The organism is Bradyrhizobium sp. OAE829, from assembly GCF_040546575.1.
Classification (GTDB): Bacteria; Pseudomonadota; Alphaproteobacteria; order Rhizobiales; family Xanthobacteraceae; genus Bradyrhizobium.
This window is the reverse complement of record NZ_JBEPOE010000001.1, coordinates 6,210,414-6,233,780: the sequence shown is the minus strand read 5'-3', so window position 1 is coordinate 6,233,780 and position 23,367 is coordinate 6,210,414. Positions and strand designations below refer to the sequence as shown.

Sequence of the window (23,367 nt, the reverse complement as noted above, 5' to 3'; positions counted from 1 at the left end):
AGGCTGAGACCTCGAGCAAACAAACCGGCCCGCGGGCCGTGGACACATGGTAGGTTTTCCCGAATCCGGAAACTGATCGTAAACCCACCTCCCGTACGCTCGGCTCGTGGATGACGATCCGCCGGCAGAACCATGCCTGACCGCATGGCAGCGAAGTTTACAGCGCCTTGCCTTTTGGATGGTGCGCTTCAACCGAACACCCGAGCCCACGCGCCCGGAAGCTCGTGACAGGAATCCGCAGCCCTCTCGGAACGAGGTGCCGAGCAGGCGATCTGTCCCATCACGCCCTTGAAGGCTGCCTCACTGAGTGATGCGCGCGACCACTGGTTCCCGGTACAAATACCAAGTTTCCCCAAATCTCCTTTCCAGCAAAAAAATCCGCCGTTAGATTTTTGGCCGGCGCTCACCAAGCCGCCGCCGGGAGCGCTTTGGAATGCCCCCGTCCGCGCTAGCCCCCCGGACGGGGGATTTCGCGTTATCTGAAGATGCTGGAGTTTCGATTCGGAATCACTGGTTCATGCCATTTTCAGTCTCTGCCTACGTTGACGATCATCTCGTTTCCGCGACTACCGAAACTGCGAAAGAAGCATTTGCCAAAGCGGTAGAATGGCATGTCGTGAGTAAGCTCTCCGATGTTTCTATTAGCGACGGCATCGAGCGCTATTCGATTGCCGAGTTTTCATTAATTCTCGCGAACGATGGGCAAGAGTGAATCGATACTTGGCCTTCATACTGACGTTCGAGGGGGCAGTCGTCAGCTCGGTCGAGCTTTACTGCGCCGACGAGGCCGAGGCGATCGAGCGCGCCAAGGCTATTGTTGCAGATGGGCCGGTCGAGCTTTGGGATGGGCCGCGCCGGATAGGCCGGTTTAACCTGTCGTCTCCGAGGTCATAGCCCCGCCTGTGAAAAGCAACGGCCCCAGCCTAGGGGGACCATGCTGGGGCCGTCGATTGAAACACACCCTGGCGGCAGGGGGTGTCAGACCCACGCTAATCCTGCGATGGCGCAACGCAAATTAATTCGATTCCGTGACGCAAAATGGAATTTGGTACTTGTGTTACTTTGTGCACCGAACCCGTCCCAACTTTTTTCACAGAAACGACTCCCGACTGTCGGATCGGGGCCTATCTGGTCGTCATCATGGTAACGCGTAGCCGGACCGTCCGCGTTCGCTTCGATGGCAATAAAAACATTAGTGCGATTCACAAAGATTATATCGAGCTTGAACCACGAGGAGCTGTATCTAGGCGCCGTCCCGATCACCAAGGGATTGATAATTTGCGTTAGCTGCGGAGCAGCGCTTCAATAGTGCTATGTCCGCCCTCACCCGCCACCGTCACCCCGAACGCTCTGATTGCTGGCACATCTTTTACGGTGACGTTCAGGTCGGCACGATCGCGATTCAATCAGGCCTGCCAGTCAAGGCCAAGCAATGGAGATGGGATGTCGGCTTCTACCCGGCATCACACCGCGGACATAACCGCTCCGGCTATTCGGCGAGCTTCGAGGAGGCGCGGGCGGGCTTCGAGGTCGCATGGAAAGCCTACCTCCCGAAATGTACGGAAGCTGATTTCAGCGAGTATCGGCGCCAGCGCGCCTGGACGGCTTGGAAATACGCCATGCGCGAGGCCGGCCTCCCGCTGCCGACGCGTCGACCAAGTCCGCCACCAAGGGGAGCGAACCTTGGTCGCTGGCCCTTTAGCCCAAGCCTATCTGATCCCCTTACTTTTCGAGCGGGAGTAGACGCGCGATCTCGCTCGCGAGTTGATCCAGCGTATAGGGCTTACCAAGCCGCGGGAGGTCAGCCACTTTGTCGCCATCCAGCTCGGCAAATCCCGTGGCAAGCAGGATGGGAAGTCGTGAATGTCGGCGACGCACTTCAAGGGCGAGTTCGCTACCTGTCATTCCCGGCATCGCGTGATCCGTTATTAGCAGGTCCGGAACCAATCCTCGTTCTAGAAGCCGCAACGCCTCTGGCGCCGAGTGCGCTTCGATCACATCGTGGCCCAGATCTTCCAGGAGAGAGACCGTGCTGGCTGCAATCAGAGGATCGTCGTCCACGAACAGTATCCTTGCTGAGGCCGATCGCTTAGGGGTAACCGGCGCGCGGCCGGGGACCGCCGGAGCTTTCATCGCAATCGGCAGGTAAAGCCTGACGGTTGTTCCGCCCGATAGGGAGCTTTCCAGACGCAAAGCGCCTCCGGATTGTTGCGCCAACCCGAATACCATCGAAAGGCCTAAACCGGTGCCCTTACCTACCCCCTTAGTCGAGAAGAAAGGCTCGACGGCTCGCGCCAGAGTCTCTGCGTCCATGCCGACGCCCGTGTCCTGAACCGAAAGCTCGACGTATCGTCCGGACGAAATGCCAATATGATGGTCATCATGCACATCTTTCAAGCTCAGCCCTATCGTGAGCACTCCACCAGAAAGCATGGCATCTCGCGCATTCAAGGCAAGATTAAGCAGCGCCATTTCGAGCTGGTTGGGATCAACATCGATGGCCGGCAGGCTATCCTCCGCCTTTAGTTCGACGCGTACCATCGGTCCGACCGAACGCTCGATGAGATTGAGCATATCCGAGACAAGCCTTCGGACATCCGTCGCCTGCGCCTTGAGTTCCTGCTTGCGGGCAAATGCGAGCAGCCTTTGCGTGAGAATGGCGCCGCGCTGGGCACCTGCCATTGCGCCATTCAGAAGCCTCTGAAGCCGCGCGTCCTCTCCCAATTTTTTTGTAAGAAGGTCAAGGTTGCCAATGATAGCCATGAGCAGGTTATTGAAGTCATGCGCTACACCGCCGACAAGTTGTCCCAACGCCTCGATTTTTTGCGCCTGCAGCAACGCTGCCTGGGCCCGCTCGCGACCCGCTATTTCTTCACGTAGTTGGCGATTCGCCCGCTCAAGGTCCGCGGTTCTCTCAGCCACCAAGCGTTCGAGCACCTGCGCCGCGTCGCGTTGATTTTCAAGATAAGCGCGTGCTTCATATTGCCGCCTTCGAGCGCGTTCGGCAGAAACAACAGTCGTCTGAAGCGTGATGGCCTGCAATGGACGCTCAAGGAAGGCGACATTGCGCAGGCGCTTCACAACTTCTCGCCGGAAAGCTGAAAACTTAGGACCTTCATTATGGTTAGTCAGAACGATAAATGGTTGATCAGACCACGGCGGTTGACGGTCTACCCATTCTTCCAGAACGAAAATGTTACTGCCGTAAAGGGCCTCCTCCGCCAACAGCACCACCTCGACGATGCGTTCCAGATTATCCCCCACCTCCTGCGTCGTCTTGCAAATCACGGAGCTTAAGCCCGTCCTTCCGACTAGGTCGGCTACAGTAGCCGAGTCACGACCGACGGGCATCAGGATCAGGGCCACCCCTGTTGGCGTTTCAACCCGGACCATCGGCGTCCTGAGACAGCAGAGGTGTCTCCTCCCCTTTGTAGATCGGCGTGCCGCTGAAAATGCCGCTGAACCCTTTGAGTGGAGGTCCGACGGTAATGCCTTGGCTGCTGAGCTTGAATTCCCGAATTGTATGTTCGTGATTGCCGCTTCGTTTTTTCACGACCGACAGTGCGCGGCGCACGCTGCCGTCAAATTCGAAATAACGCAGCATCAGCACGCCGTCGGCGAGATAGCTGATATCGAGCGGGGTATCCATTGGTCCGACCAGGCCATGTTGCGCCAGTACCAGAATAGTCGATACGCCTCGCTGACTGAGATAGCTCAGCAGTTCGTGCATCTGCAGGATCAAAAACCGCTCGTCAGGCATCGAGTTGAGATAACCATTAAGACTGTCGATGATCACCACTTGCGCATTTCCGACCTCTACACTCCGTCGAACGGCATCGGCGAACTCGCCGGGCGCCATTTCAGCAGGGTCGATCTGATGGACCTCGATTAGGCCATTCTCGAGGCCCTCCTGAAGCGGAAGCCCCAAGGTCTTGGCGCGTGCGCTCATCGTGCCGCGCCCTTCGTCGAAGGCGAAAATTGCGGAACGCTCGTTCCGAGATGCAGCCGCGATAACGTAAGTAAGCGCTAGCGATGATTTTCCGACGCCGGCGGCGCCGATGAGCAGCACGTTCGTTCCACGCTCCAAACCACCACCCAGCATCAAGTCGAGCTCGGCGTTTCCGCTCAAGACCGCCTCTGTATCGAACTCCTTATGATGTTCGGCAGCGACGAGCCGGGGATAGATCCGGAGGCCGCCATGTCGGATGGTGAAGTCGTGAAATCCACCCTTGAAATCGATACCTCGCATCTTCACGACCCGAAGCCGGCGCCGCTGCGCGCCGTAATCGATGGCCAATTGCTCTAGCAAAACGACCCCGTGGACAATCGAATGCAGTTGCAGATCGTTCTGCTGTGATGAGAGGTCGTCGAGCAGGACAACCGTGGACCTGCGACCAGAAAAGAAGTGTTTGAGCGCAAGGATCTGGCGACGATATCTAAGCGGGCTTTGTGCCAAGAGCCGAAGCTCCGAAAGGCTGTCCAGCACGATGCGGCCAGGGCCCAGGGCTTCGACCCGATCAAAGATCATTTGCGTGGTTTCGCTGAGCTCCATCTCGGCAGGATGAAGCACGGTGAGTTCCTGGGTCGGATCCAGGCTGGCCTCTGCCGGGATCAACTCGAAGATCGTGATTCCTTCGAGAGACCAGCCGTGACGCTTCGCAACGAGTCGCAGTTCGCGCTCGGTCTCCGAGAGCGTGATGTAAAGTGTGGGCTGGCTTCTGCGAACGCCCTCCAGCAGGAATTCAAGCGCGAGCGTGGTCTTGCCTGAGCCGGGTTGCCCTTCATACAGGTACATCCTCTCAGGGTCGATGCCGCCGCCGAGAATGTCATCCAGACCGGAATTTCCGGTGGAGATTTTCGGAAGCTCTAGTTCATCAAGCAGCTCCTTATCCTGGATCATAATAGCTCCCCATCTCGCAAAGTGCATAAGCAACTAGTTTTTGCCCCGAGAGTTCCATATCTAACTCCTTGATCAGGCAACGTAATACGTCCCCAGAGGAGAAATCTGATGCGTTTTTACCGTACTGATCAATTGAAGCGGTGCCTTCGGCACGATCAGATCGTCATCCGCTGAATGAATTTTCTGGAAGCACTTTTTGCCCAAGCCCTTCCGCGCTGGTTGATGCGGTAAGCTGCCAAAGAGCCGGGCTGGTCGTCCGCGGCAAAACCGATGCGAGCGCAACATTCCTGGCAGCCGGATGACCGTGCTGAAGGCGACCGGCCATTGTCCAAACCTGAGCGCTCCGGCCGAAGTGGTCACAATGAATGTGTCTACTCGTCGGCAATCAGGCAGCGTGCCTGAAGAGCTCGGGCTCGGCTCCGAACCGGAGCAACCGCCAGCGGCCGGCCGGGTCGCGGCCTTTATGTCGACCGTTGGTCGATTTTACTTGGCTGATGGGACTCGAGGGCTTGGTGTCCAAGCTGCACGATCGAGCTTACCGGCCGGGCCGGTCGCCAAACTGGGTGAAGAGCAAAAACCCCGCCTCTCCCGCCATGCTGCGGCCGAGGCTGCGTTTTCTTGAGGGGTGATCGGCTCACACGCCGCCCGCGCGTTCAAGGCCCTCGGCGGCGCCTACTCGCTTCACGCTCTCTTAGTTCCTATTCGGCCTGCAGCCAAAAGTCCAAATCCCGCCCACTCGGGCGCCCGTGTTGCACCCAGAGATCGTGGGCGCGCGCCCTGATTTCTTCTTTAGTACGTCTCGCCGCGAGGCGCTGCCGTAGCCTCTGTCTTAGCTCTTCGACCCAAGCGGTAAGCCGCTGATAGGTCGTCTGATCTGTCACGCGAGAGGCAATTCGGCTCGCCTGTTCGATCTTGCGCTCTAGGTCGCGGGGGTCCTCGAGCTGTTCCATGGCCATCCTCCGTCCAATATAAGACGGGCACGGGCGCGGATTGTTCATTACGCCTAGGTGAGCGAGGGACAGGCTGTTTTCACTTCTGTTCGCGGCGCTACGCCCCGATAATATGCCTGCATAAACACGTCGAGACTCCCACATGCACGACTATCAAGCCCGCCTAGACAAGCTCCGGACCGACGCCGCCGAATGCCGACTGATTAGCGACCTTGCCACGGACCCGGCAAAGCGGGATCTATTTGACCGGCTGGCCTTGCATCTATCAACCCTTGCCGATCAGGTTGAGTTGGCGATGATTGAGGCAGTAAAGTCCGCAAGGGGGTAGCCCGCCTGCGCACCATCGTCACAAACGGCCCTGCGCGGAGAACGCCACGCCGCACCAAGGCCGCCAACCCAGTGGGGGTTTTCTCCCGGTTGGGGGTTAGGGGCATACCGGGAGCAGGGAATCGATTCAGACGGCACCGGTTGGTTCCTAGAGGCCAAGAAAAACCCGCCGGTAACTGCCCCCGGCGGATTTCCTTACGCATTACTCTCTGCATTTAACAATTTTTTGGAACGATCGATTGGGAAGCGTGTCGATCCGAAGCCTCCAGCCGAACGGTGCCCCCGACCGCTGGAGGAAAATCCGTATCATTCGGGTTGGCGGCCCTAGGTGAAGGCTGCATGCCTTCCCCCCTTCGAACCGTGCATTCCGACCCGCTTTCCGACACGCCTGCAAGTCCGGGCTGGGGCGGGCTGGTGTCGAAATGGCGCGACAGCATCTACCGCTCCGGCAGGTCTCCGAGCTGGACCAAGGTCAAGAACCGGCAGCACCCGGCGATGCAACGGGTCATGGAGCCGGTCTCCTAAATGCTTATGCGGCCTGTCAGGAACCAACTGGAGGGATCGCTATTTATCGGTTCCGGAAACTGCGGGCTGGAGATGTGGTCGATGAGGCTCATGGGTCGGTTTAAACGGTTGGCAGCCGAAGATCGTCCGCAAGACCCCACGCTCGATGGCAAGGACCTGCGGTTTGAAACTATGGACCATGGTGGTGAGTATGACGATACGATGCCGCAAGCGATCAAGGTGACTGATCGCCAAGGTCGCTCCTGCATCTATGTTCCCCTGGCGCAGGACGGCAGGGTCGTGGACACACGGAGTCCGCCTTTCGACGCAGACGACGAGTGAACCTACAGGGCAGTAAGCGGAGTCTATGAGCACGGATCGCGACCTTGTCGTCGACGCAATGGAGGAAGCCCAGCGCATCCTCACAGAACACTTTGCGCCCGGCGCGCTGCACCATCCGGCCAGCACAATTCACCGGCTTGTCATGGTGCTGGATCGACCGGACTTGACCGCCGCGCTTAAGCGCATGAAGGCGCGTAACGGCTTGCGAACTGTGTGAAGGTCTTGAGAGGATCGTCCGATCGCACTCTGCTCGCGCCGGGTCGCTCCGACGCATCCAAAGCACATTCCTAATGGAAAAGTTCATCGCTTTGATGGCCGTCGCGGCAATTCTGATCTTCGCCTGTTATGCGGTTACAGCGCGGAAAACGCATCGGTAGTGCATGATTGAAGGCGCTTCTCGTTTCCAGAGGGATTCAAGGAGAAAAAGTCGCTCCGGACATCCGCGCCTAGCGAGAAAGTCGCTCGCGGTGATTGCAAAAAGCCTCAAACGCTCCGAAGCGTCGATTGAATGCCGGCTTGCTCTCTTGAAAATGAGGGGATTTACTTTAACGCTACACACGGGTGCACCCTTTCCAAGCGAAAGAAGCCCCGACCGAAACCTGCACTCTGAAGGCCTCCGAGGGCCTAAACCAATACACGCGGGGGCACCCGAACAGAGAACATAGAACAAAAAAGAGGGAGACCTACACCGAGCCAGACGGGCCTCGCCAGCGCGCTGACGCGCTCGGCCCGCCACGACAGACAGGCAAGCGGCTCGGCAATGGCCCCGACGGGGCGGCAGCGGAACCAGCACGTGATCCATCGCTCGTCGCGCTGGAAACCGAGATCCGACAGAAGCTCGGCGAACGGGCCGACTGGTTGAGCATGGCAAGCCTGGTGGCTTGCACCGCGGATGCGGCCAAGTTCGCGGTTTTGAACATCCACCAGGCGATGCGACAACATTCGTCGGCTTTGCAAATGCACCATCCTGGAAACCACCGGCGCTCATGAGCTCGATCAATGGGGAAAGACCGGCTGTTTCAAATCGCGATTGTCGCGTTGGGAATGCTCCCGCCGCTGCTACTGATAATTTTCGTGATTTTTGCAAAGTAAGCCCTCGCGCTCGGCGACCTGGTGCGAACCGGCGGCGACCTGGTGGGGGCCCATTAGGCCAGGTCGATGCGGACAATCGCGTTCGCGTGACTTGAGTCCGGTGCCGGACAGACAAGAAACCGAGGGAGAAATTAATTTAACGTGGCATCGAAAGTGGAGGACCGCGCCATGAAACAACGACGATTGCGGATCAAGCACAAGACCACCTTTGAAGAGCGGCTCGCGCAAGAGGCAATTAGGTTCAAGGAAGCCGCCAAGAAAGAACCCGCCGGTAGCCTCGCCAGGGAACATCTATTGCGCCGGGCGCACCAAGCCGAAACGGCTTTAAGCATGCACGCCTGGCTTTCATCTCCCGGACTGGCACCGCCGAAGTGAAAGAGTACCGGGCTTATACGGTCGGTGAAGACGGCCATATTACTGCGTCCCGCGCGTTCAGATGCGCCGACGATAGAGAGGCTATTGTTTGGGCCAAGCACCTGGTAGATGGCTTCGATATTGAGCTTTGGAGCGGCGACCGCTTCGTGATCCGGCTTGAACATCAACCGAAGTAAGGTCACGGCAGTCGGAACTCGCGCCATCCCTGTCCTATGGGTCAATATTCATATCGAACCGCCGCGCTAAAATCCGGCGATGAGTCGCAACATTGTCCTCATCCGCGCAATGATCGCATGGCTCGCAGCCGTGTCGGCCGGCTGCCTGTGGATGCTTTTCGTGTAAGAGCCGGCGATGGTCCATAAGGGCATAGAATACGAAATTGAAATGATCGAACCCGGCGCCTGGAAGTACCAATTTCGTATCGGCGCGGTGATCAGAACCGGCAAGACGAAGTGTAGTCTCGAACAACTGGCGGATAAACGAGTTCGAATGAAAATCGACCGGCTCTTGCGGCCGCCGCCGGTAAAAACGCGCAGTTCATCGCGACACAATCTAACAGATGCCCAATACCTTGCGCTGCAAGCCACGGCGCGGGGTGAGGTCTATCGGATGCACACCGGCAGCGCTTACACGCTCACCGGACCATGCGGCAGCAAAGCCCTGTGGGCGTTGGTCCGATTGAACCTAATTGCCGACGCAGCGAATGCCATAAAGGACCCACGCTACCAGATGATGGTCACAAAAAAGGGTCGTGCCACCCTCGCGGCCCATGACGGGACAAAAAAAGCTCGGCGTTGACACCAGCGCGCGTTCAGTGGTGGTTCTCCGCACCGAGGCCGTTTTGCGAATCTGGCGCGCGGCGGCTGCGAATTTGCGACGATTGCCAAGCCTTCAAGTCAACTGCCCTACCAGAGACGTCCATTGCAGGCCACTGCGCGCAGAACCCTGCTCGATTCAGGCAGTGATCTGGTCGGCGGCTTTGCGCGCCTTTCGCCCTGTTCGTTTGACCGCGTCATCGCCCGCCTCCTCCGCAGCCGCGCGGCTTTCACAGGTTTTCCTGATATTTTCGAGCTCCTCGTCCGTTAGATGCTCGATGCCGACGAATGAATTATGCGCGGTGCTGACCCGGATCAGTTCGTCAAGCTTGACCTGGATAGCAGCACTGTCACGATTTTGGGAATTCTGGATAAGGAACACCATCAGAAAAGTCACGATGGTCGTGCCTGTGTTGATAATCAGCTGCCACGTATCCGAATAGTTAAAGATCGGCCCGGTCACCGCCCAGATGACGATGATCAGGGCCGCGCACAAGAAAGTGGTGGCTCGCCCGGCGGTTTGCGAGATGTGGGTCGCGATATCACCAAAGATTTTCGAAAACCCGAACTTCTCAATTGCTTTGCTGTTTCTCATATCCTTGCTCATTTTGCGTTCCCGCTGTCCAATCGCCTGCGCCCGTTTCTCAACGTCCGCCGCGCAAGCGGCGCGAGAAGACGGCGCCCCTTCACTCGATGGGCCCGGCCCACGTAAAACGTTCAACGGAACTCGGTCTGTCGGGTTCCACTCCCGCCCTTGAGACTCGGGCTGCACGGCGCTTCCGTGATCTGAAAAACTTGCGTGCATCTCGCGCGTCCCGGATAAAAACAAAAAGCCGCCTCCGGGCCGATCGGGGACGGCTTTTGAACTACGCGACTACAAGCCCGGTAAGGCGACGACCACGACGCAATTATTGGTGAACAAACGTTAGAATCGAGCTGACCTCGGCTTTTCGGCCCTTAGTAGAATTGAAAATGCACCGGCGTCCCGCCCGCGCCAGCACCCGGGCTGGTTGCCGAACAACGGTTTCGCTTCGTTCATTCGATTACTTGGTCCGCGCGGGCGTCTTCATGCGGCGACGAGATGATGATCGGCTGCTCCACCCTCAGGCTATCGACAGCCTCCACAATGGCGTCACCGTCGGCATAAGTCGCCATGTGCCCTGCATCATTCACGAGGTGCAGGTTGGACCGACGAAGTACCCTGTATAGACGTCGCGCCTGTTCGGGTTCGATGAGGTGGTCCTCTGCGCCGTGAAAAATATGAATTGGGCACCGAATGCTTGAATAGTGCGACTGAAGTCGCGTCGCTTCCGGAATGAGAAGCGCGCTTTCCTCGGCGGCCGCCCTCAGTTGCTTCGGCCGGCACGTCAGGGCGGCTGGAAAGTTATCTTTGAATTTGCCAGGAACGGAGCAAGGCGCAAATATTTTGCGAAGTAGCGCAGGCAAAATGGCCCATGAGACAACCGGCGCTACCGTGTAGCGCATGATATCACCCAACACCGGCACCGCGGGACCGGACATCATCCAGAAGTCCCAGCGCGCCGTTGGAAAGTAATAGCCGGACACAAGCACAAGACCACGGACGGGGTAGCTATCCTGCAATCCGATGGCGGTAGCGACCAGCGCACCCCATGAATGGCCCAGCACAACAGGATCGCGCACACCGAGCTGATGCAGAGCATTCACGAACAGCGCCGCTTGGGACGTCGCAGTCCAGACGCGCGGGCGGGGCCGTTGACTGTAACCAAAGCCCGGCCGATCAAAGCATAGAACGCGGTTGCGGCGAGCAAGCATGTCCACCAGACCGCTGATGATGAGATCCTGCATCAGCGAGCCGTTGCCATGAAACAGCACGACGGGCGGGGCCGTCTTATCACCACGCTCCAGGTAATGGAGGCGCACGCCTTCGCAGTCGATGAAACTGCCGATAGGTGGATTCCGTCGTTCCGCCACGAGCGAGAACGCAACATTCCCGATCACCAAAAGAAGCATGCCCACCATAACGACGAAGACAAGTTCAACAGAGAGCATTTTGCTATGCCTCCCGACGTGAATAGGCAACCGAGGTATGCCGAGCAAAAGCCAGCCTGCGGCATAACCGGGACATATGGCCGTCGTTCCTAAGGGGCATAGCGCACTCATGGAAAAAACCCGCGGGCCTGGAACGGTCGCACGCAGATCGCGTTGCTCGACACGAAGCTGGGGCAAATCGTCAACCTGCAATCATCGGAGAACAATGATGACAAACCCACGCGAAGATAAACTTAGGCAGGGCATGGAAGATGCGGTCCACCGCGGCGGCGAGCGGGCTGCTGAGCATACCAGCCGCATTGGACAAGCAGCGGCCGATCAAACGGCGCGTGTTGGGCAAGCGGCGGCTGATGCCGGGGAGGAAGTGGCTCGGGCAAGTGCGAACCTGCTCAAGCAAAACGCCGAGACGTTACAGAATGCATTGCGCTTTGGCCTGGAAGCGGCGACCGCGGTCATGGGACGGTCCACCGACCAATTTGGTCGCACGCTCGGCTTATCAGGAGAAGGGATGGAAGAGGCAACGGAACGTTCCGCCCGCAACGCGCAAACAATACTCTACACAGGTACCGCCGCCGCCAGAGCTATGGATGGGGTGTCTCGAGAATACTTTCAGATGGTTCGGCATCAAGTCGAGAAAAGTATGGACCGTATGAACCAGTTGTGGACCTGTCGAACTCCCCAGGAGCTCGCGGCCGTACAAACCGACGTGGTGCGGGAGACCATCGAAACCGCTCTGGAGAGCAGCCGTCGCATAGCCGACTTGTCGCTGAAAATGGCTGACGAAACCGGAAAACAGATCAAAAAGAATATGGAAGAAAGCAGGCGTGCTGCTTAGATATGGTGATAAGAAGGGCCAGTCAGTCGCCAGCACCATGCGAGGCGTGTGGTATTCAAATGGGTCAGAGGGGCCGGCTTCACTCAGTCGGCCCCGCCACGATTCTAATCGCCGGATGAAAGTAAGTTCGGGGGCGATCAACTGTTTAACGGGCAGATATTCGACCATTGGTCTTTTGTGCGGGACGGCTCGCGCTCAATGATAGCGGTCGAAAACAACCACGAGATACGAAGGCCCTCCATCATACCGACCCTAAACCATCAGCAGCGATTCCAAGACAGCCATTGTATTGCCTCGTTGCCGTCTCTTTCATGGTACTGGCCGAAAAAAGAGCGCGCTCGCCAGACGTTAGTAAAGTCCGCTACCTATGCAGGCTTTATCGATCAGGCTACTGGACGCTTTGTGAAGCCGGGCATCGCGGCGCGCGATGAGACGACGTCGTCATCGCCAAACCCAGACGAAGGTAAGAAGCGAAACGACGGCAGCGACGGCAATGAGCCGCGGACCTTCATCCGTTCGTGCAGGGCCTCTTAAAGGACGCAGTGGCCGGAAGCGCAGCGCAAGCTTTGGCTCGATACTGCGGCCAGCATCAAGATGATCTACAAGGATGCTCCTACCGGTAAGGCCTGCCATGGCCGCAGACGCCGGGACAATCCAAATGAAAGGGGCCGCCAACTGAGGCGGCCCCTCCGGGGGTACCCCGGCATCAGCCTTGTTGGCTCGGGAAAAACAGGCAATCATCTGTTTGGGCCCGGTGGCGGAAGTGGACTTTTACGCAAGAGCCGCAGCAATGCTCTGTATCCTGCTCCTGCGCCCATCTTGCCCATAGATAAAAAGGGGCCGCTAACTGAGGCGGGCTAGCTAGGTTTGCGCGTTGCCTCAATTCCCTTGTTGAGTTGCGGCAGTGGCACGAACCTGCTGCATGTAGGGCAAGCCATGGCAGCAACACCGCAACCGCAGGCGAATCTGCCTGACCATGGGCGGTCAGGGTGAGCTTCACAGACAAGCCGCGTTGCGTCGCAGACGTAACACCCTGACACCTTGAGAAGCATGGCGCGGTTCCCTCGTTCGTCCCACTGTCATAATCCGTAGCGGGTGCGCCGGGTTCCATAGGGAACAGACCGACCCATCTAAATCGGGGTACCTCCAAAAGGGGTGCATGAACATACCGCAGTCATACGGGGCACAGGTCGCGGCAGAAGTGCGCCGCCTTAGAGGGCCTGTTCATAAAGATGAACGAACGCGTTCGGCCCTCTTCGTTAAATCAAACTAGGCCAATGCGAATTTCAAATTAGGCCACTGTGGCCGGAAACAGGCCAGCACCTCTTTTATGGGGTGCAATCCGAGGGGCACAAATTCATGGTTTTTGATCGGCTGGGCGCGGTCGCAGCAGCACCGAAGAGCCAAGCTCCGCGATCATGGTTGCCATTGTTCTGGACGCGTTTGTGCATGCGCGACGTCCTCCCGCACGCGTTGCGGTAAGATCCGATTACCCTATTTGTAATAAAAATCCGCTTGCTATGTCAGGTACCGCGCGTAGGGTCCGTGCATTATCGGCTAACTTTTGGGCGCCGATAGCTGAGAGTGTTGCGCTCCCGCCTGGTAGGCAGTGGAGTGGATCGCGTGCAGCATCCTCAAAATTTTCTCCTCAGCAGGCTCCCGGCTGACGTTCTGAGCCGCTTGGCACCCGACCTTTCAATTATCGATCTCATCCACGGCGATGTTCTGGCCGAAACCCATGGCCGCGTCGAGAAAGTCTACTTCCCGCATAGTGGAATTATCTCATCCGTTGTGGAGACACTTGGCGGTGGCGCCATCGAGACAGGGATGATCGGGAAGGACGGGGAATTTGGGGCCATGCAGGCGCTCGATGAAAAGCTTTCCCTCAATCATGTCGTGATCCAGGTCCCGGGTTCGGCGTCAGTAATTTCATCTGACCGGTTGCGAGAAATCATGGACACGCTGCCGGTGGTTCGCGGGCTCCTGATAAAGTACGAACAATTCTTTCTCGCTCAGGTTCAACAGACCGCAGCTTGCAACGCAATCCACACCGTTCAGGCCCGCATGTGCAAGTGGCTGGTTCGGATGCACGATCTTGCTGGCAATGACATTCCGCTAACGCAGGAATTTCTTGCTCAGATGATGGGTGTGCGGCGGACCAGCGTCACCACCGTAGCCAGTGAACTTCAGAAATCAGGTTTGATTTCTTACGTGCGAGGCCGCATCCGCATTCTCGACCTTGATCTGACGCGGCAGTGGGCCTGTCATTGTGATGCCGACGTGCGTTCTCACTATCGTCGGGTCTTTGAGCCCGACAGAGGTGATGATTAAGTGTTGTGGTCAGGTCGGCACAACAGCGGGGGCGGCTTTTGCGACACGCCCCGACCGCTTGCGCGCTCGAAGGCCGTTCGGCGGTCGCCCAAATGAGATTTGAACCATTTCCCTCGCCATTCGTCTGACTCTGCGGAGACAGCGCAAATGATGCCGGACACCCACAAGCGACCAACAGCTATTCTGTCTATACGGTCGGCCCGCCAGCGTTTAGCAGCTGCGAAACAGCGTGACGAGCTGCGCCAGAGCATAGGGCTTTGCGAGCAGGATGCTATTCGGAACCCCCTTTGATGGCCATTCATCGCCGTTAGTACCCGTCAAATAGACGCGGGCATGGATCGGGAAAAACAAGCAATCCAAGCTATCTTGGTCGCTGGGGGAAGCCGTCATCCCGTGCATCAAAGATAGTGGCGCGGGGGGACGCAACGCCTGCACCAGGCCGCCGACCCAGCGGGGTTTTCTCCCCCTTTGAGCTAGGGTTCCGGCCCCGTACAAGCCCGCCGGTTAGGGTTGGGCCTAAGTCCATTGCTCAATGAGCGAGCACGTCATGGCAAACGAAGGGACCTTGCAGAGGCAAAACTTCTCTGGTCCTACTTCTTCCCTTTGGGCGCGGACGCGATGGGCGCACTGGCGCCTGCGTTGGGCGGAGCGGCGCCTGCTTTGTGCTGGTAATCAAGGCCTGCCATTGGAGTCGGCTTCTTCGCTTTTGCACGCGCGGGAGACCGCCCCGCGAGGCAGGTTAAGAACCGAAATTTGTGACGAATAGGACGGCACTCAATAATGCAAGGCCACCTAGTGTCCAGCCGGTCCCGTAGCGATCATCGCTGCGGACTGTACGCCAGCGCTTTGCCATTTCAGTCTCCTTGATGCTTGCCACACCCATCGATCCAAACGCGTATTGGTTAAAGATTTTCTAAGACCGGCCCCGCAGCGCACTGGTCCTTGCGCTGCAAGCCGCACATTGCGCGGCTTAAAAACACAACAGAAAGCAGCATGTTCCACACAAAACCAATCTTGAAGCGGTCGAACGTCAGCGAACCGGCGGCGGGCCAAGCGCTTCGCGCTTCGGTCAGAAGCTGCTCGATCTTCGTTTTCAGTGAGGTCCCAGTCTCGGGCGGTAGGCCCTTTCGCTGCTTGCGAAGTGAAAAGCCCAACCCGTAGAGCAGTGCGAGCCCCGTCGCAGTCAACAGACCTGCAAAGATAATGCCCGTCTGGTTACCTGCAAAGCGTGCCAAGATGACATATGCTGATGTGCCCAGGCCCAACGTTAGAGGAAGCAGGCTCCATGCAGCAAACGCCGTCGCTACGTTAAGCGCACTGTGGAGTGTTCGGCCATGGCAGGCAATCTGGTGGTGGAGGGAAGGAACTATCAAGAGCATGACGCTAATACTGAGGAGGGCAAGTGCAAAAATCTGCGCAGTCCGACCGACCGTATCCACCTCAACGAACAACTCTTGAAATGCAGCCTGGAACGCAAAGCCAAATAAGACCTGCGCCCCCAGGATAAGGAGGCGTGACTCGTCAAGAGCGGTCTTAAGCTTACTGTCGAGTTCTTCTGACGTCGACAATCAACCAAAGGATTGGGCTCCGGTTCCTTCGCGCCCAGCAGTGCCCCCGGTTGGATTAGGAACCCCTTCCCTAGGCCGGAATTGAAGCAATATTCCAGCCCACACCGGGGTCAGTGATGTTTTCAGGTTTCATTTTCGACGTGGAAGGCACTCTGGTCGATTGCGTTCCGCAAACCTTGAAGAGCCTGCAGGAAGCGATCGAGCGCTACGGTCCGCCGGTACCATACAATACGCTTCAACTTTACTCTGGCCTAGACGGCGATCAAACGCTCCAACTAGTTGTGCCTGACGCCGCAGAGGCGGTGAGGAAGGACATTCTCGCGATGCAGGGAAAGATATATCGAGAGAAGTATCTGAACGACGTACATTCTTTCGAGGGTATCCGCGACGTGTTTCAGTCGCTCGTCCGGCAGGGCGGCCGGATCGCGCTTGCGACGGATTGCAAAGGACCCGAACTGAAGCACTATCTCTCTTTACTTGACGTTGACGAGTTCATCACCGCAAAGGCGTGCGGCGACGACGTGGAACATGGCAAACCCGATCCCCGCCTCATCGGTTTGGCCCTCAGAAAACTTGGACTCACAGGATCGCGAGCCGTCATGGTGGGCGATACGCCATACGATGCCGAAGCCGCCCTTGAAGCGGGAGCGTCTGCCGCAGGGGTGCTTACAGGTGGATTTTCCTCCGAAGCACTTTTGGAAGCTGGCTGCTTTGCCGTGCAGGAGGAGTTGCGTGCACTTCTGCCCAGTCTGGTAACGGCCAACCCGCGTCCTAACCCTTGACGTTCCCCTTCTACTACCACGCTGCTCTGGCAGTATGGAAGACGAGCAACCCGACGTCTACCAATGCGACGAGGTCCCTCACCGCCGACGGTGCTATAGTCCGAGGATGTTCGGCGTTGTCGCCTGTCGTTCTTATTGGTCGCCATTCTAAAAGGTTAATTTTGGTTTTCCAACGGCGGCCGCCGGTGTGAATTCCCAGCCTCCCAACTCTGCTGTCTACGCTACCTCGCTGGCGACCGAAGCCGGGCTGACGCTACTCGACCGATCGCGATCAGCGCTTGGCGATCTTGTAATGCCGAAGTCGTCGTAGAATCCGTCAGTTTGCGCCTTCAAGCAGCCGCCGATCAGACAGCGCGTATCGGACAAGTTGCGGTTGATACCCGCGAGCAAGTGGCTCGAGCAAGTGCAGAGCTGCTCAAGCAAAACGTCACGACGTTACAAAATGCATGGCGCTTCAGCTTGGAAGCTGCGACCTCGGTCATGGGACGGTCCACCGAGCAATTTGGTCGTACGCTCGGCTTATCAGGAGAAGGCGCGGAAGAGGCAACGGAACGGTCCACCCGCAACGCGCAAACCCTGCTCTACGTGGTCACCGCCGCTGTCAAAGCGATGGATGTGGTGTCACGCGAGTACTTTCACATGGTTCGGCATCAAGTCGTGAACAACATGGATCGCATGAGCCAGTTGGGGACCTGTCGAACTCCTCAGGACTTTGCAGTCGTACAAACCGACATGGTGCGTGAGACCGTCGAAACTGCTCTGGAAAGTGGCCGTCGGATAGCCGACATGTCGCTCAAAATGGCCGATGAGACCGAAAAGCAGATCAAACGAAGCATGGAAGAGACCCGGCGCGCCGCCTAACCCGCCCTAACTTGAAGAGCGGCTGCGTCAGCCGCTCGCACCGCCTCGACTCCTCGGGGCCGACTACGCCTTCTGATCTGTGGCCGGATCGTTTGTGTTTGTCCGCGTTGCTGAAAATCACGCCATCAATGGAAAGGTGAGCGAGGTTGTCGTCCCCCTGTCACTGCTTTCCTGATTGATTGCGCCGCCGATCTGTCTTGCAAGCGAGGCAATCAATTTGAGGCCCGAACCCTGTTCGTTCGGATTCTGGACGCCGCGGCCGTTGTCGGATATCGTCAAACGGGCCTCACCATAGCCGATCCCTCCTATCAGACGCACCCGTATTCTTCCGCCCTCCGGGCCGAATGCATGCTTGATACTGTTCATCGCTGCCTCATTCAGGATGAGGCCAACCGGCAACGCGCGCTCAATGCTCAATTCGAGTTCGTCGCATTCGACGTCCACCTCGACTTCTTCGACCTGCTGACGGATCGCGCTGCAAAGGGCGCGAACATAGCAGGACAGTTTGACGGTTTGACCTTCGTTTCGAAATGAGAGCTGATCGTGTGCAAGAGAGATCGCGTGGATGCGGCTCGCGACGTGATCCAGCGCGCGGTGAGCCACCGCTTCGGAGTATCGACGTTTCTGAATTGAAATAGAGGACAAAACGAGCTGGAAGTTATTTTTTACGCGATGTTGCATTTCACGAAGCAAAATCTCGCGCTTTTGAGCCTCGGCGGCGGCGGCCATCAAGCGTGCCTCTTCATCCGGCCGATCCGGGCGTCCATTGCGGCCGAGCACCGTTGCGATGAGAGCTGCGGCCGCGGTCAGGAAATCCGTCGTGTCCTCCGTGAAGTCCCTTGGCGTAGTACTGTCGACCTCCAACACACCCCAAGCCGCGCCATCAATCAGTACCGGCACGTTCGTTACCGAGACGATTCCGTGTTCCTTCAGGAAGTCCGACGCAATGTACTCGTCTTGCTCGCGGAAATCCCTGATGGTGACCGGCTCGGCCGTCTGAAATGCCCGCCCCGGCGCAGAACGCAGATCGATGATGAAGGTGGAAGAACGCACAGCGCCTTCTTTCCATCCGACACCGGCGACGAGAAGGAGATCTGACGTACTCGGACGATATTGCAGCACCTTTACATGATGGATCTCCACGGCCCGGGCAATCTGGACCACGGTCTGATCTAGGAAGCGATTTAAATCGGCGTTCTCACCCGCCAGTCGTCCAAGATCGACCAGAATGCGAATATGACGCCGGAGCTTATCCAGCACACAGTCTTCAGTTACCTCGCTTGGACGTTCTTCCATCAGGTTTTAACATTCCGTTCCGCTAAAAGTGCCAACGATCGTTGATCGCCGTTGTTGTGCCGAAAGGTATAATATAGACGCGCGCCGCGTCATTTGCAGACATCGGGAGTGCCGTGGATTGGCGCCCCCTGTCACCCTCTGTCCGTAGGGAGGCCGCCAATTGAGGCGGCCTTTGGAACTTGGACTAGTCCTTCGAAATTAAAGGCGGAGGCCGATCATCGTCCCCTTTATGCTGGGGGCAATTGGAAGTGGTCGGCTCAGGGGTCGCCGGTCATTTTCATCGACTTCCGGCGACCCCGATTCACAAGTGCGCCAGCCGACATTTGTTCAATCGGCCAGACTCCCAAACCACTCGAACTTAGGCTTGGCTCAGTACGGGCATGTCAAGGCCGCCCGTGCCAGCCCTCGCCGGCGATCTTCACATGCAGCTGAAGTTGCGCCAAACTCACCGCATTTAGTACACCTTCCGTCCGCCGTCGGTGTGACAGTGCAGGATCCCCGGTGCTCTTGTCATTTCGCCCATCGTCTAGGTGCGAATCTGCCTCCTTTTTCAGACGGCACCGCCTGTGGGCTTATTCGTGGGCCCCATTGTCGAATCCTCTCAAAGGTAAAAGCAAGATCTCGCGCGCGCTCTGCGGGCAAGGAGTTTTGGAAAGTTAAATCATGCTATGCGCGGATCCGACGGTATCGGCCATTCTGGCGCCACGCGTTCCCATCGGTTTGCTTGAGCCGGTCGTGGTGTCGCGAGCGGTCTGATGCTCCATCTCGGCATCGAGTTCGGCGCCCAGCAGAATGACGATGGCCGAGATCCAGAGCCAGGTCATGAAGCCAATCACGGCCCCGAGGGAGCCGTAGGTTTCGTTGAACTTGCCAAAGCTCGCCGCATACCAAGAAAACAGCGCGGACCCCACAAGCCAGAACACCGCGGCCGCGGCACTGCCCCAGGTGATCCAGCGCCATTGCGGCGCCTCGCGGCTGGGCCCGTAGCGGTAGATGAGCGCGAGCGCCAACGCGACCGCGATGAACATCGCGGGCCAGCGCGCGAGGCGCAGCATCAGGTCGGCGAAGTTCGACAGGCCGATAAAGTTGAGGACGACCGGGATGACCACGACCGCGCCCAGGGCCGTGAGCACGAAGACGATTCCGGCGAATGTGAAGGACAGCGAGACGACGTTCAATTTCAGGAATCCACGCTTCTCCGTCTCGCCGTAAACGATGTTCAACGTGTCAAACAGCGACTTCATTGCGGCGTTGGCACTCCAAAGTGAAACCACAAGCCCGATGACGAAGGTCGCCCCCAGCGTCCCGCTGCCCTTCGATGCGACCCGCGTGAGTTGGTCCCGGGCGACGTCGACCGCGCCTCCTGGCAAAATCCCGGAGACCTGATCCAGATGCCTGGTGATGGCCGTCGGATCGGCAAACAGACCGTAGACTGCGACCAGCGCCGCGATCGCGGGAAAGATCGCCAGCAGGCTGTAGTAGGTCATGCCCGCGGCTAGTGCCAACACACGGTGCTCGGAAATGTTCGAATAGACCCGCAGCAGAATGTCCTTCCATCCACGCGCCGGGATCTCGGAAGGCGAACTCGCCAGCCGGCCGCGGTCGTTCTGATCCTGGACCTCAGTGGCGGCCTCCCGCGGCGCCGTGTCGCGTGACCTTTCTCGCAAAGGATTTCTTTCATCCTCGGTTGGCAAAGGCCGGCGTCCTTCGGGCGCCAGCACTGCCGTCAGGGTTGCCGCCATTAGAACAACGGCCCCTGAGATGACGGTCCACTTGTCCAGCCGGGTCGATCGTTCTTCCCGACCGGATCCTGCGGAGTGTCTCGCGTTGTTGGGAACCATCGCCATGAATTCCGCTCGCGGGAATACACAGGCCGCCATCACTGACATGAAGCCCGACCAGGCGAGCAACGACCGTCTCGGCAGAACGTTCCAACGCCCACCATGCTGCGGCATCTGGTCGATGGTGCCGAAACGCGAGCATTATTTGAGTTCAAGTTGCGTCTGAACGGACCGGACGATCCTATCGAATGCGGCCTTAGCGGACTGATCGTCGGTGGCCCATTCCATTGTCCAATTCGGTCGCTCGTTCAACGGCTTGAACGTAGCGATTTCGTATGGCCCGCCTTCGCGCGACAGCGACGCCGCGAGTGTCGGGTGGTCATGGACCAACGACCAAACCCTTGCTTCGATATCGCGCCGGCAAGCCTGGACGGGATGCAATTCATATCTCTGCTGAAGGTCTCTGGCAATCTGGTCCAGGCGCTTAAAGCAAGCCACGGACACTTTGTTCTCCCTGCCCGCGATCCCGAAACCCCAATTGGCATCCCGGCGCGGCGCGGGCCCGAATATGAAAAGGTCTTCCAGATCGTTGCATTCTACGTGCTGGCGAGCAGCCGCCAGCATCATCTGGCGCAGTTCCTTTTCGCTTCTTCGCTTGGGAGCTACGCGAATTGGAGACGGCATATGGGCAAGGAACCACGCGCTCAACAGAAATGTGGGCGTTTGTGGTCGGGTAGCAAGCGGACAACGGGTCGTGCTGTGACCAGACAGGGGGGCGACAAATTGTTGCGCCGACTGCGCCCTTGCTGCGGCCGAACAGCCGATGTTCCGAAGTGTGTGCCAGCATAGGCAATTTTTGCTGGCAAAATGGCTCGCACCCCGGCGTTCGCCGCCGCCATGAATACCGACGCCGACCGGTCACGCTAAGAGCAGATAGCGGGGGACTATGGAAGCGAGTTGGTCAGATTTCGCCCGGCAGCGTCTTCTCACCGACGGGAAACATCGGCAAGCTGGCGGGAAGGGTCAGGTCGGCTCAGCGTAGCTGCGTAAGCTGGCACTGCACTTTCCGTTGGCGCCATCCTCAAGTGCTGGTCAACTACCCGGCGGCTTCAAGAGCTTCATCTCCTCCCGGATGAGCTTATATATATCCAATCGCCCTCATCGCGCGCGAAGTCGTCATGAACTCGAGGACCAGTCCACATCGGTGATCTTGTAAGCCTTGACCCCACCGGGCGTAATAACCTCCACAGTTGTATTTTTGGATTTTCCAATTAGCGCACGGGCAAGCGGCGCAGAGACTGAAATTTTGCCCCTTCTTACGTCGGCTTCAGGCACGCCGACGATCTGCCAACGCCGTCGTTCGCCGGTGTCCTCATCGACAATGCTCACTCTTGCGCCGAATTTGACAGTGTTGCCGGAAAGCCCCGAAACTTCGATCACTTCGGCCCGCGCGAGCTTGTTCTGGAGTTCTGCAATGCGAGCGTCATTGACGTCCTGCTCGGATTTAGCGGCTTGATAGTCCGCGTTTTCGGGCAGATTTGGATCGTCCGCAATAGCTTCCCTGATGCGTTCGACGATGCGCGAACGCTCGACCTGAAGACGGTGCCCAAGTTCGTCTCTATGAGTTGCGAAGCCTTCACTTGTCATGGGCAGTTTCTCAATTGGCTGATCGATATCGCGATTCATCGGAACCCACCTCCAGTGCCGTCAGCTTTCCACAAGGACGTTGGGCGATTGTTACGCCGGCATGCTGACCCGGGCCCAAGCACCACAGCAGGTCGGCTGCCACACTTAGGCTTGGAGTAATCAGATGCTCTTCTGGCTTCGCTCGAAGGGGACCGTTTCTTTTCCTGCTTTCCCTTGGCCTTCAGCACGTCCAAAATCCCAACCAAGCTTTCAACATGCGTCAGCGCGACCAACGTGCCGCGTTCGCCTGAGGGCGAACGCGCAAGGAAGCACCGCCCATGCAAAGCGTCGATACACTTTTGCCGGTGAATTATTGGAGAATTTCCACGTCCGGACGATTAAGCGCCCGAACGTTGGAAATTGTCAGCCGTTGCGATTGATCGCGATGCGGCGGACGTTCTTTGCTTCCGCGGATTTCGGCGCGGTTATGGTCAAGACGCCGTTCTTGAACGCAGCCGACACTTTGTCCTCATCGACGTCCTCCAGCGGTATTCGCCGTTCGAACCGGCCGTAGTACCGCTCGCTGAACCGACGCGCCTTGTCCTCCGATTCCGATTTTTTCTCGCCGGAGATCGAAAGAACGCCGTTCGCGATTTGCAAGCTGACGTCCTTCTCGTCGAGGCCAGGCAATTCGGCGGTGATGCGTACCTCCTTGTCCGTCTCATCGATGTCGATCTGAGGCCAGCCAAGCCCGCTCAGTCCCCGGGGCGATCCGAACGGCGCAAGATCGAACCCGCGGAACACATCGTCGAACATGCGGTTCATTTCGCGGTGCAGCGTGAAGAATGGATTCGCCTCGGCACCACGGTGAGTGCCGATTTCGCGTCCGCCGTTGTTCCAGGGAATGAGATCTTTAATACCCATGGTATGTTCTCCTCTCAAGCAACTTCC

22 protein-coding genes and 1 pseudogene are annotated in these 23,367 nt (G+C 58.0%); 11 read left to right on the top strand and 12 right to left on the bottom strand.

Annotation, left to right across the window (positions count from 1 at the left end; all coding sequences use genetic code 11):
* Positions 1-517 precede the first annotated feature (517 nt).
* Positions 518-712 carry a hypothetical protein gene (locus tag ABIE49_RS30030; protein WP_192738473.1) on the top strand — a complete coding sequence of 65 codons (195 nt, stop codon included), beginning with the start codon at positions 518-520 and terminating at the stop codon, positions 710-712.
* A 1,010-nt stretch (positions 713-1,722) separates the two neighbouring features.
* On the opposite strand, the gene ABIE49_RS30025 is transcribed toward ABIE49_RS30030, so the two are convergent.
* Positions 1,723-3,288 carry an ATP-binding protein gene (locus ABIE49_RS30025; RefSeq protein ID WP_354067069.1) on the bottom strand — a complete coding sequence of 522 codons (1,566 nt, stop codon included), beginning with the start codon at positions 3,286-3,288 and terminating at the stop codon, positions 1,723-1,725.
* Positions 3,289-3,379: 91 nt separating this feature from the next.
* Positions 3,380-4,900, bottom strand: coding sequence for an ATPase domain-containing protein (locus tag ABIE49_RS30020; protein ID WP_192738471.1), 1,521 nt, complete (start codon positions 4,898-4,900; stop codon positions 3,380-3,382).
* A 298-nt stretch (positions 4,901-5,198) separates the two neighbouring features.
* On the opposite strand from ABIE49_RS30020, the gene ABIE49_RS30015 reads away from it, so the two are divergent.
* Complete coding sequence (locus ABIE49_RS30015; RefSeq protein WP_354067068.1) at positions 5,199-5,522, top strand: hypothetical protein; 324 nt, start codon at positions 5,199-5,201, stop codon at positions 5,520-5,522.
* Between the two features lie 76 nt (positions 5,523-5,598).
* On the opposite strand, the gene ABIE49_RS30010 is transcribed toward ABIE49_RS30015, so the two are convergent.
* Positions 5,599-5,850: a DUF2934 domain-containing protein gene (locus tag ABIE49_RS30010; protein ID WP_192738470.1), complete on the bottom strand. Its 252-nt coding sequence runs from the start codon at positions 5,848-5,850 to the stop codon at positions 5,599-5,601.
* A gap of 666 nt (positions 5,851-6,516) precedes the next feature.
* On the opposite strand from ABIE49_RS30010, the gene ABIE49_RS30000 reads away from it, so the two are divergent.
* The 5 genes from ABIE49_RS30000 to ABIE49_RS29980 all read left to right on the top strand — a co-directional run bounded on the left by ABIE49_RS30000 (position 6,517) and on the right by ABIE49_RS29980 (position 9,288).
* Positions 6,517-6,702 carry a hypothetical protein gene (locus ABIE49_RS30000; protein WP_192738469.1) on the top strand — a complete coding sequence of 62 codons (186 nt, stop codon included), beginning with the start codon at positions 6,517-6,519 and terminating at the stop codon, positions 6,700-6,702.
* An 81-nt stretch (positions 6,703-6,783) separates the two neighbouring features.
* Complete coding sequence (locus ABIE49_RS29995; RefSeq protein WP_192738468.1) at positions 6,784-7,023, top strand: hypothetical protein; 240 nt, start codon at positions 6,784-6,786, stop codon at positions 7,021-7,023.
* Positions 7,024-7,048: 25 nt separating this feature from the next.
* Complete coding sequence (locus ABIE49_RS29990) at positions 7,049-7,240, top strand: hypothetical protein (RefSeq protein ID WP_192738467.1); 192 nt, start codon at positions 7,049-7,051, stop codon at positions 7,238-7,240.
* Between the two features lie 1,043 nt (positions 7,241-8,283).
* On the top strand, positions 8,284-8,490 hold the full coding sequence (locus ABIE49_RS29985; RefSeq protein WP_192738466.1) for a hypothetical protein: 207 nt from the start codon (positions 8,284-8,286) through the stop codon (positions 8,488-8,490).
* Positions 8,491-8,841: 351 nt separating this feature from the next.
* The gene (locus ABIE49_RS29980; protein ID WP_192738465.1) at positions 8,842-9,288 is read left to right on the top strand and encodes a hypothetical protein; all 447 of its coding nucleotides are present in this window, start codon (positions 8,842-8,844) and stop codon (positions 9,286-9,288) included.
* A gap of 156 nt (positions 9,289-9,444) precedes the next feature.
* Here the strand turns inward: ABIE49_RS29980 and ABIE49_RS29975 are convergent, their stop codons facing one another.
* Both ABIE49_RS29975 and ABIE49_RS29970 read right to left on the bottom strand, forming a co-directional pair.
* Positions 9,445-9,912 (bottom strand): low affinity iron permease family protein, encoded by a 468-nt coding sequence (locus ABIE49_RS29975; protein WP_354067065.1) that lies wholly within the window; start codon positions 9,910-9,912, stop codon positions 9,445-9,447.
* A gap of 428 nt (positions 9,913-10,340) precedes the next feature.
* Complete coding sequence (locus ABIE49_RS29970) at positions 10,341-11,336, bottom strand: alpha/beta fold hydrolase (protein ID WP_192738464.1); 996 nt, start codon at positions 11,334-11,336, stop codon at positions 10,341-10,343.
* Between the two features lie 208 nt (positions 11,337-11,544).
* Between ABIE49_RS29970 and phaP the strand changes: the two genes are divergently transcribed.
* Together phaP and ABIE49_RS29960 are read left to right on the top strand one after the other, a co-directional pair.
* A complete protein-coding gene (gene phaP / locus ABIE49_RS29965) occupies positions 11,545-12,171 on the top strand; it encodes a TIGR01841 family phasin (protein ID WP_192738463.1) in 627 nt (208 codons plus the stop codon).
* 1,623 nt (positions 12,172-13,794) lie between these two features.
* Positions 13,795-14,502, top strand: a complete 708-nt coding sequence (locus ABIE49_RS29960; RefSeq protein WP_192738462.1) for a Crp/Fnr family transcriptional regulator — start codon at positions 13,795-13,797, stop codon at positions 14,500-14,502.
* A gap of 187 nt (positions 14,503-14,689) precedes the next feature.
* On the opposite strand, the pseudogene ABIE49_RS40115 reads toward ABIE49_RS29960, so the two are convergent.
* Positions 14,690-14,829, bottom strand: a pseudogene (locus tag ABIE49_RS40115) (response regulator); the annotation flags it as partial.
* A gap of 575 nt (positions 14,830-15,404) precedes the next feature.
* A complete protein-coding gene (locus tag ABIE49_RS29955; protein WP_354067064.1) occupies positions 15,405-16,070 on the bottom strand; it encodes a DUF6328 family protein in 666 nt (221 codons plus the stop codon).
* Positions 16,071-16,186: 116 nt separating this feature from the next.
* Between ABIE49_RS29955 and ABIE49_RS29950 the strand changes: the two genes are divergently transcribed.
* Entirely contained in the window at positions 16,187-16,852 is a 666-nt protein-coding gene (locus ABIE49_RS29950) for an HAD family hydrolase (protein ID WP_192738459.1), read from the top strand.
* Positions 16,853-17,173: 321 nt separating this feature from the next.
* Positions 17,174-17,713, top strand: coding sequence for a phasin family protein (locus ABIE49_RS29945; RefSeq protein ID WP_354067063.1), 540 nt, complete (start codon positions 17,174-17,176; stop codon positions 17,711-17,713).
* Positions 17,714-17,830: 117 nt separating this feature from the next.
* On the opposite strand, the gene ABIE49_RS29940 is transcribed toward ABIE49_RS29945, so the two are convergent.
* From ABIE49_RS29940 to ABIE49_RS29920, 5 genes are all read right to left on the bottom strand, one after another.
* Complete coding sequence (locus tag ABIE49_RS29940) at positions 17,831-19,009, bottom strand: sensor histidine kinase (RefSeq protein WP_192738458.1); 1,179 nt, start codon at positions 19,007-19,009, stop codon at positions 17,831-17,833.
* Between the two features lie 656 nt (positions 19,010-19,665).
* Entirely contained in the window at positions 19,666-20,751 is a 1,086-nt protein-coding gene (locus ABIE49_RS29935; RefSeq protein ID WP_192738603.1) for a YihY/virulence factor BrkB family protein, read from the bottom strand.
* A gap of 240 nt (positions 20,752-20,991) precedes the next feature.
* Positions 20,992-21,417, bottom strand: coding sequence for a hypothetical protein (locus ABIE49_RS29930; RefSeq protein ID WP_192738457.1), 426 nt, complete (start codon positions 21,415-21,417; stop codon positions 20,992-20,994).
* Between the two features lie 549 nt (positions 21,418-21,966).
* Positions 21,967-22,452: a transcription elongation factor GreA gene (gene greA / locus ABIE49_RS29925; protein ID WP_192738602.1), complete on the bottom strand. Its 486-nt coding sequence runs from the start codon at positions 22,450-22,452 to the stop codon at positions 21,967-21,969.
* Positions 22,453-22,839: 387 nt separating this feature from the next.
* Positions 22,840-23,340: an Hsp20/alpha crystallin family protein gene (locus ABIE49_RS29920; RefSeq protein ID WP_192738456.1), complete on the bottom strand. Its 501-nt coding sequence runs from the start codon at positions 23,338-23,340 to the stop codon at positions 22,840-22,842.
* Positions 23,341-23,367 lie beyond the last annotated feature (27 nt).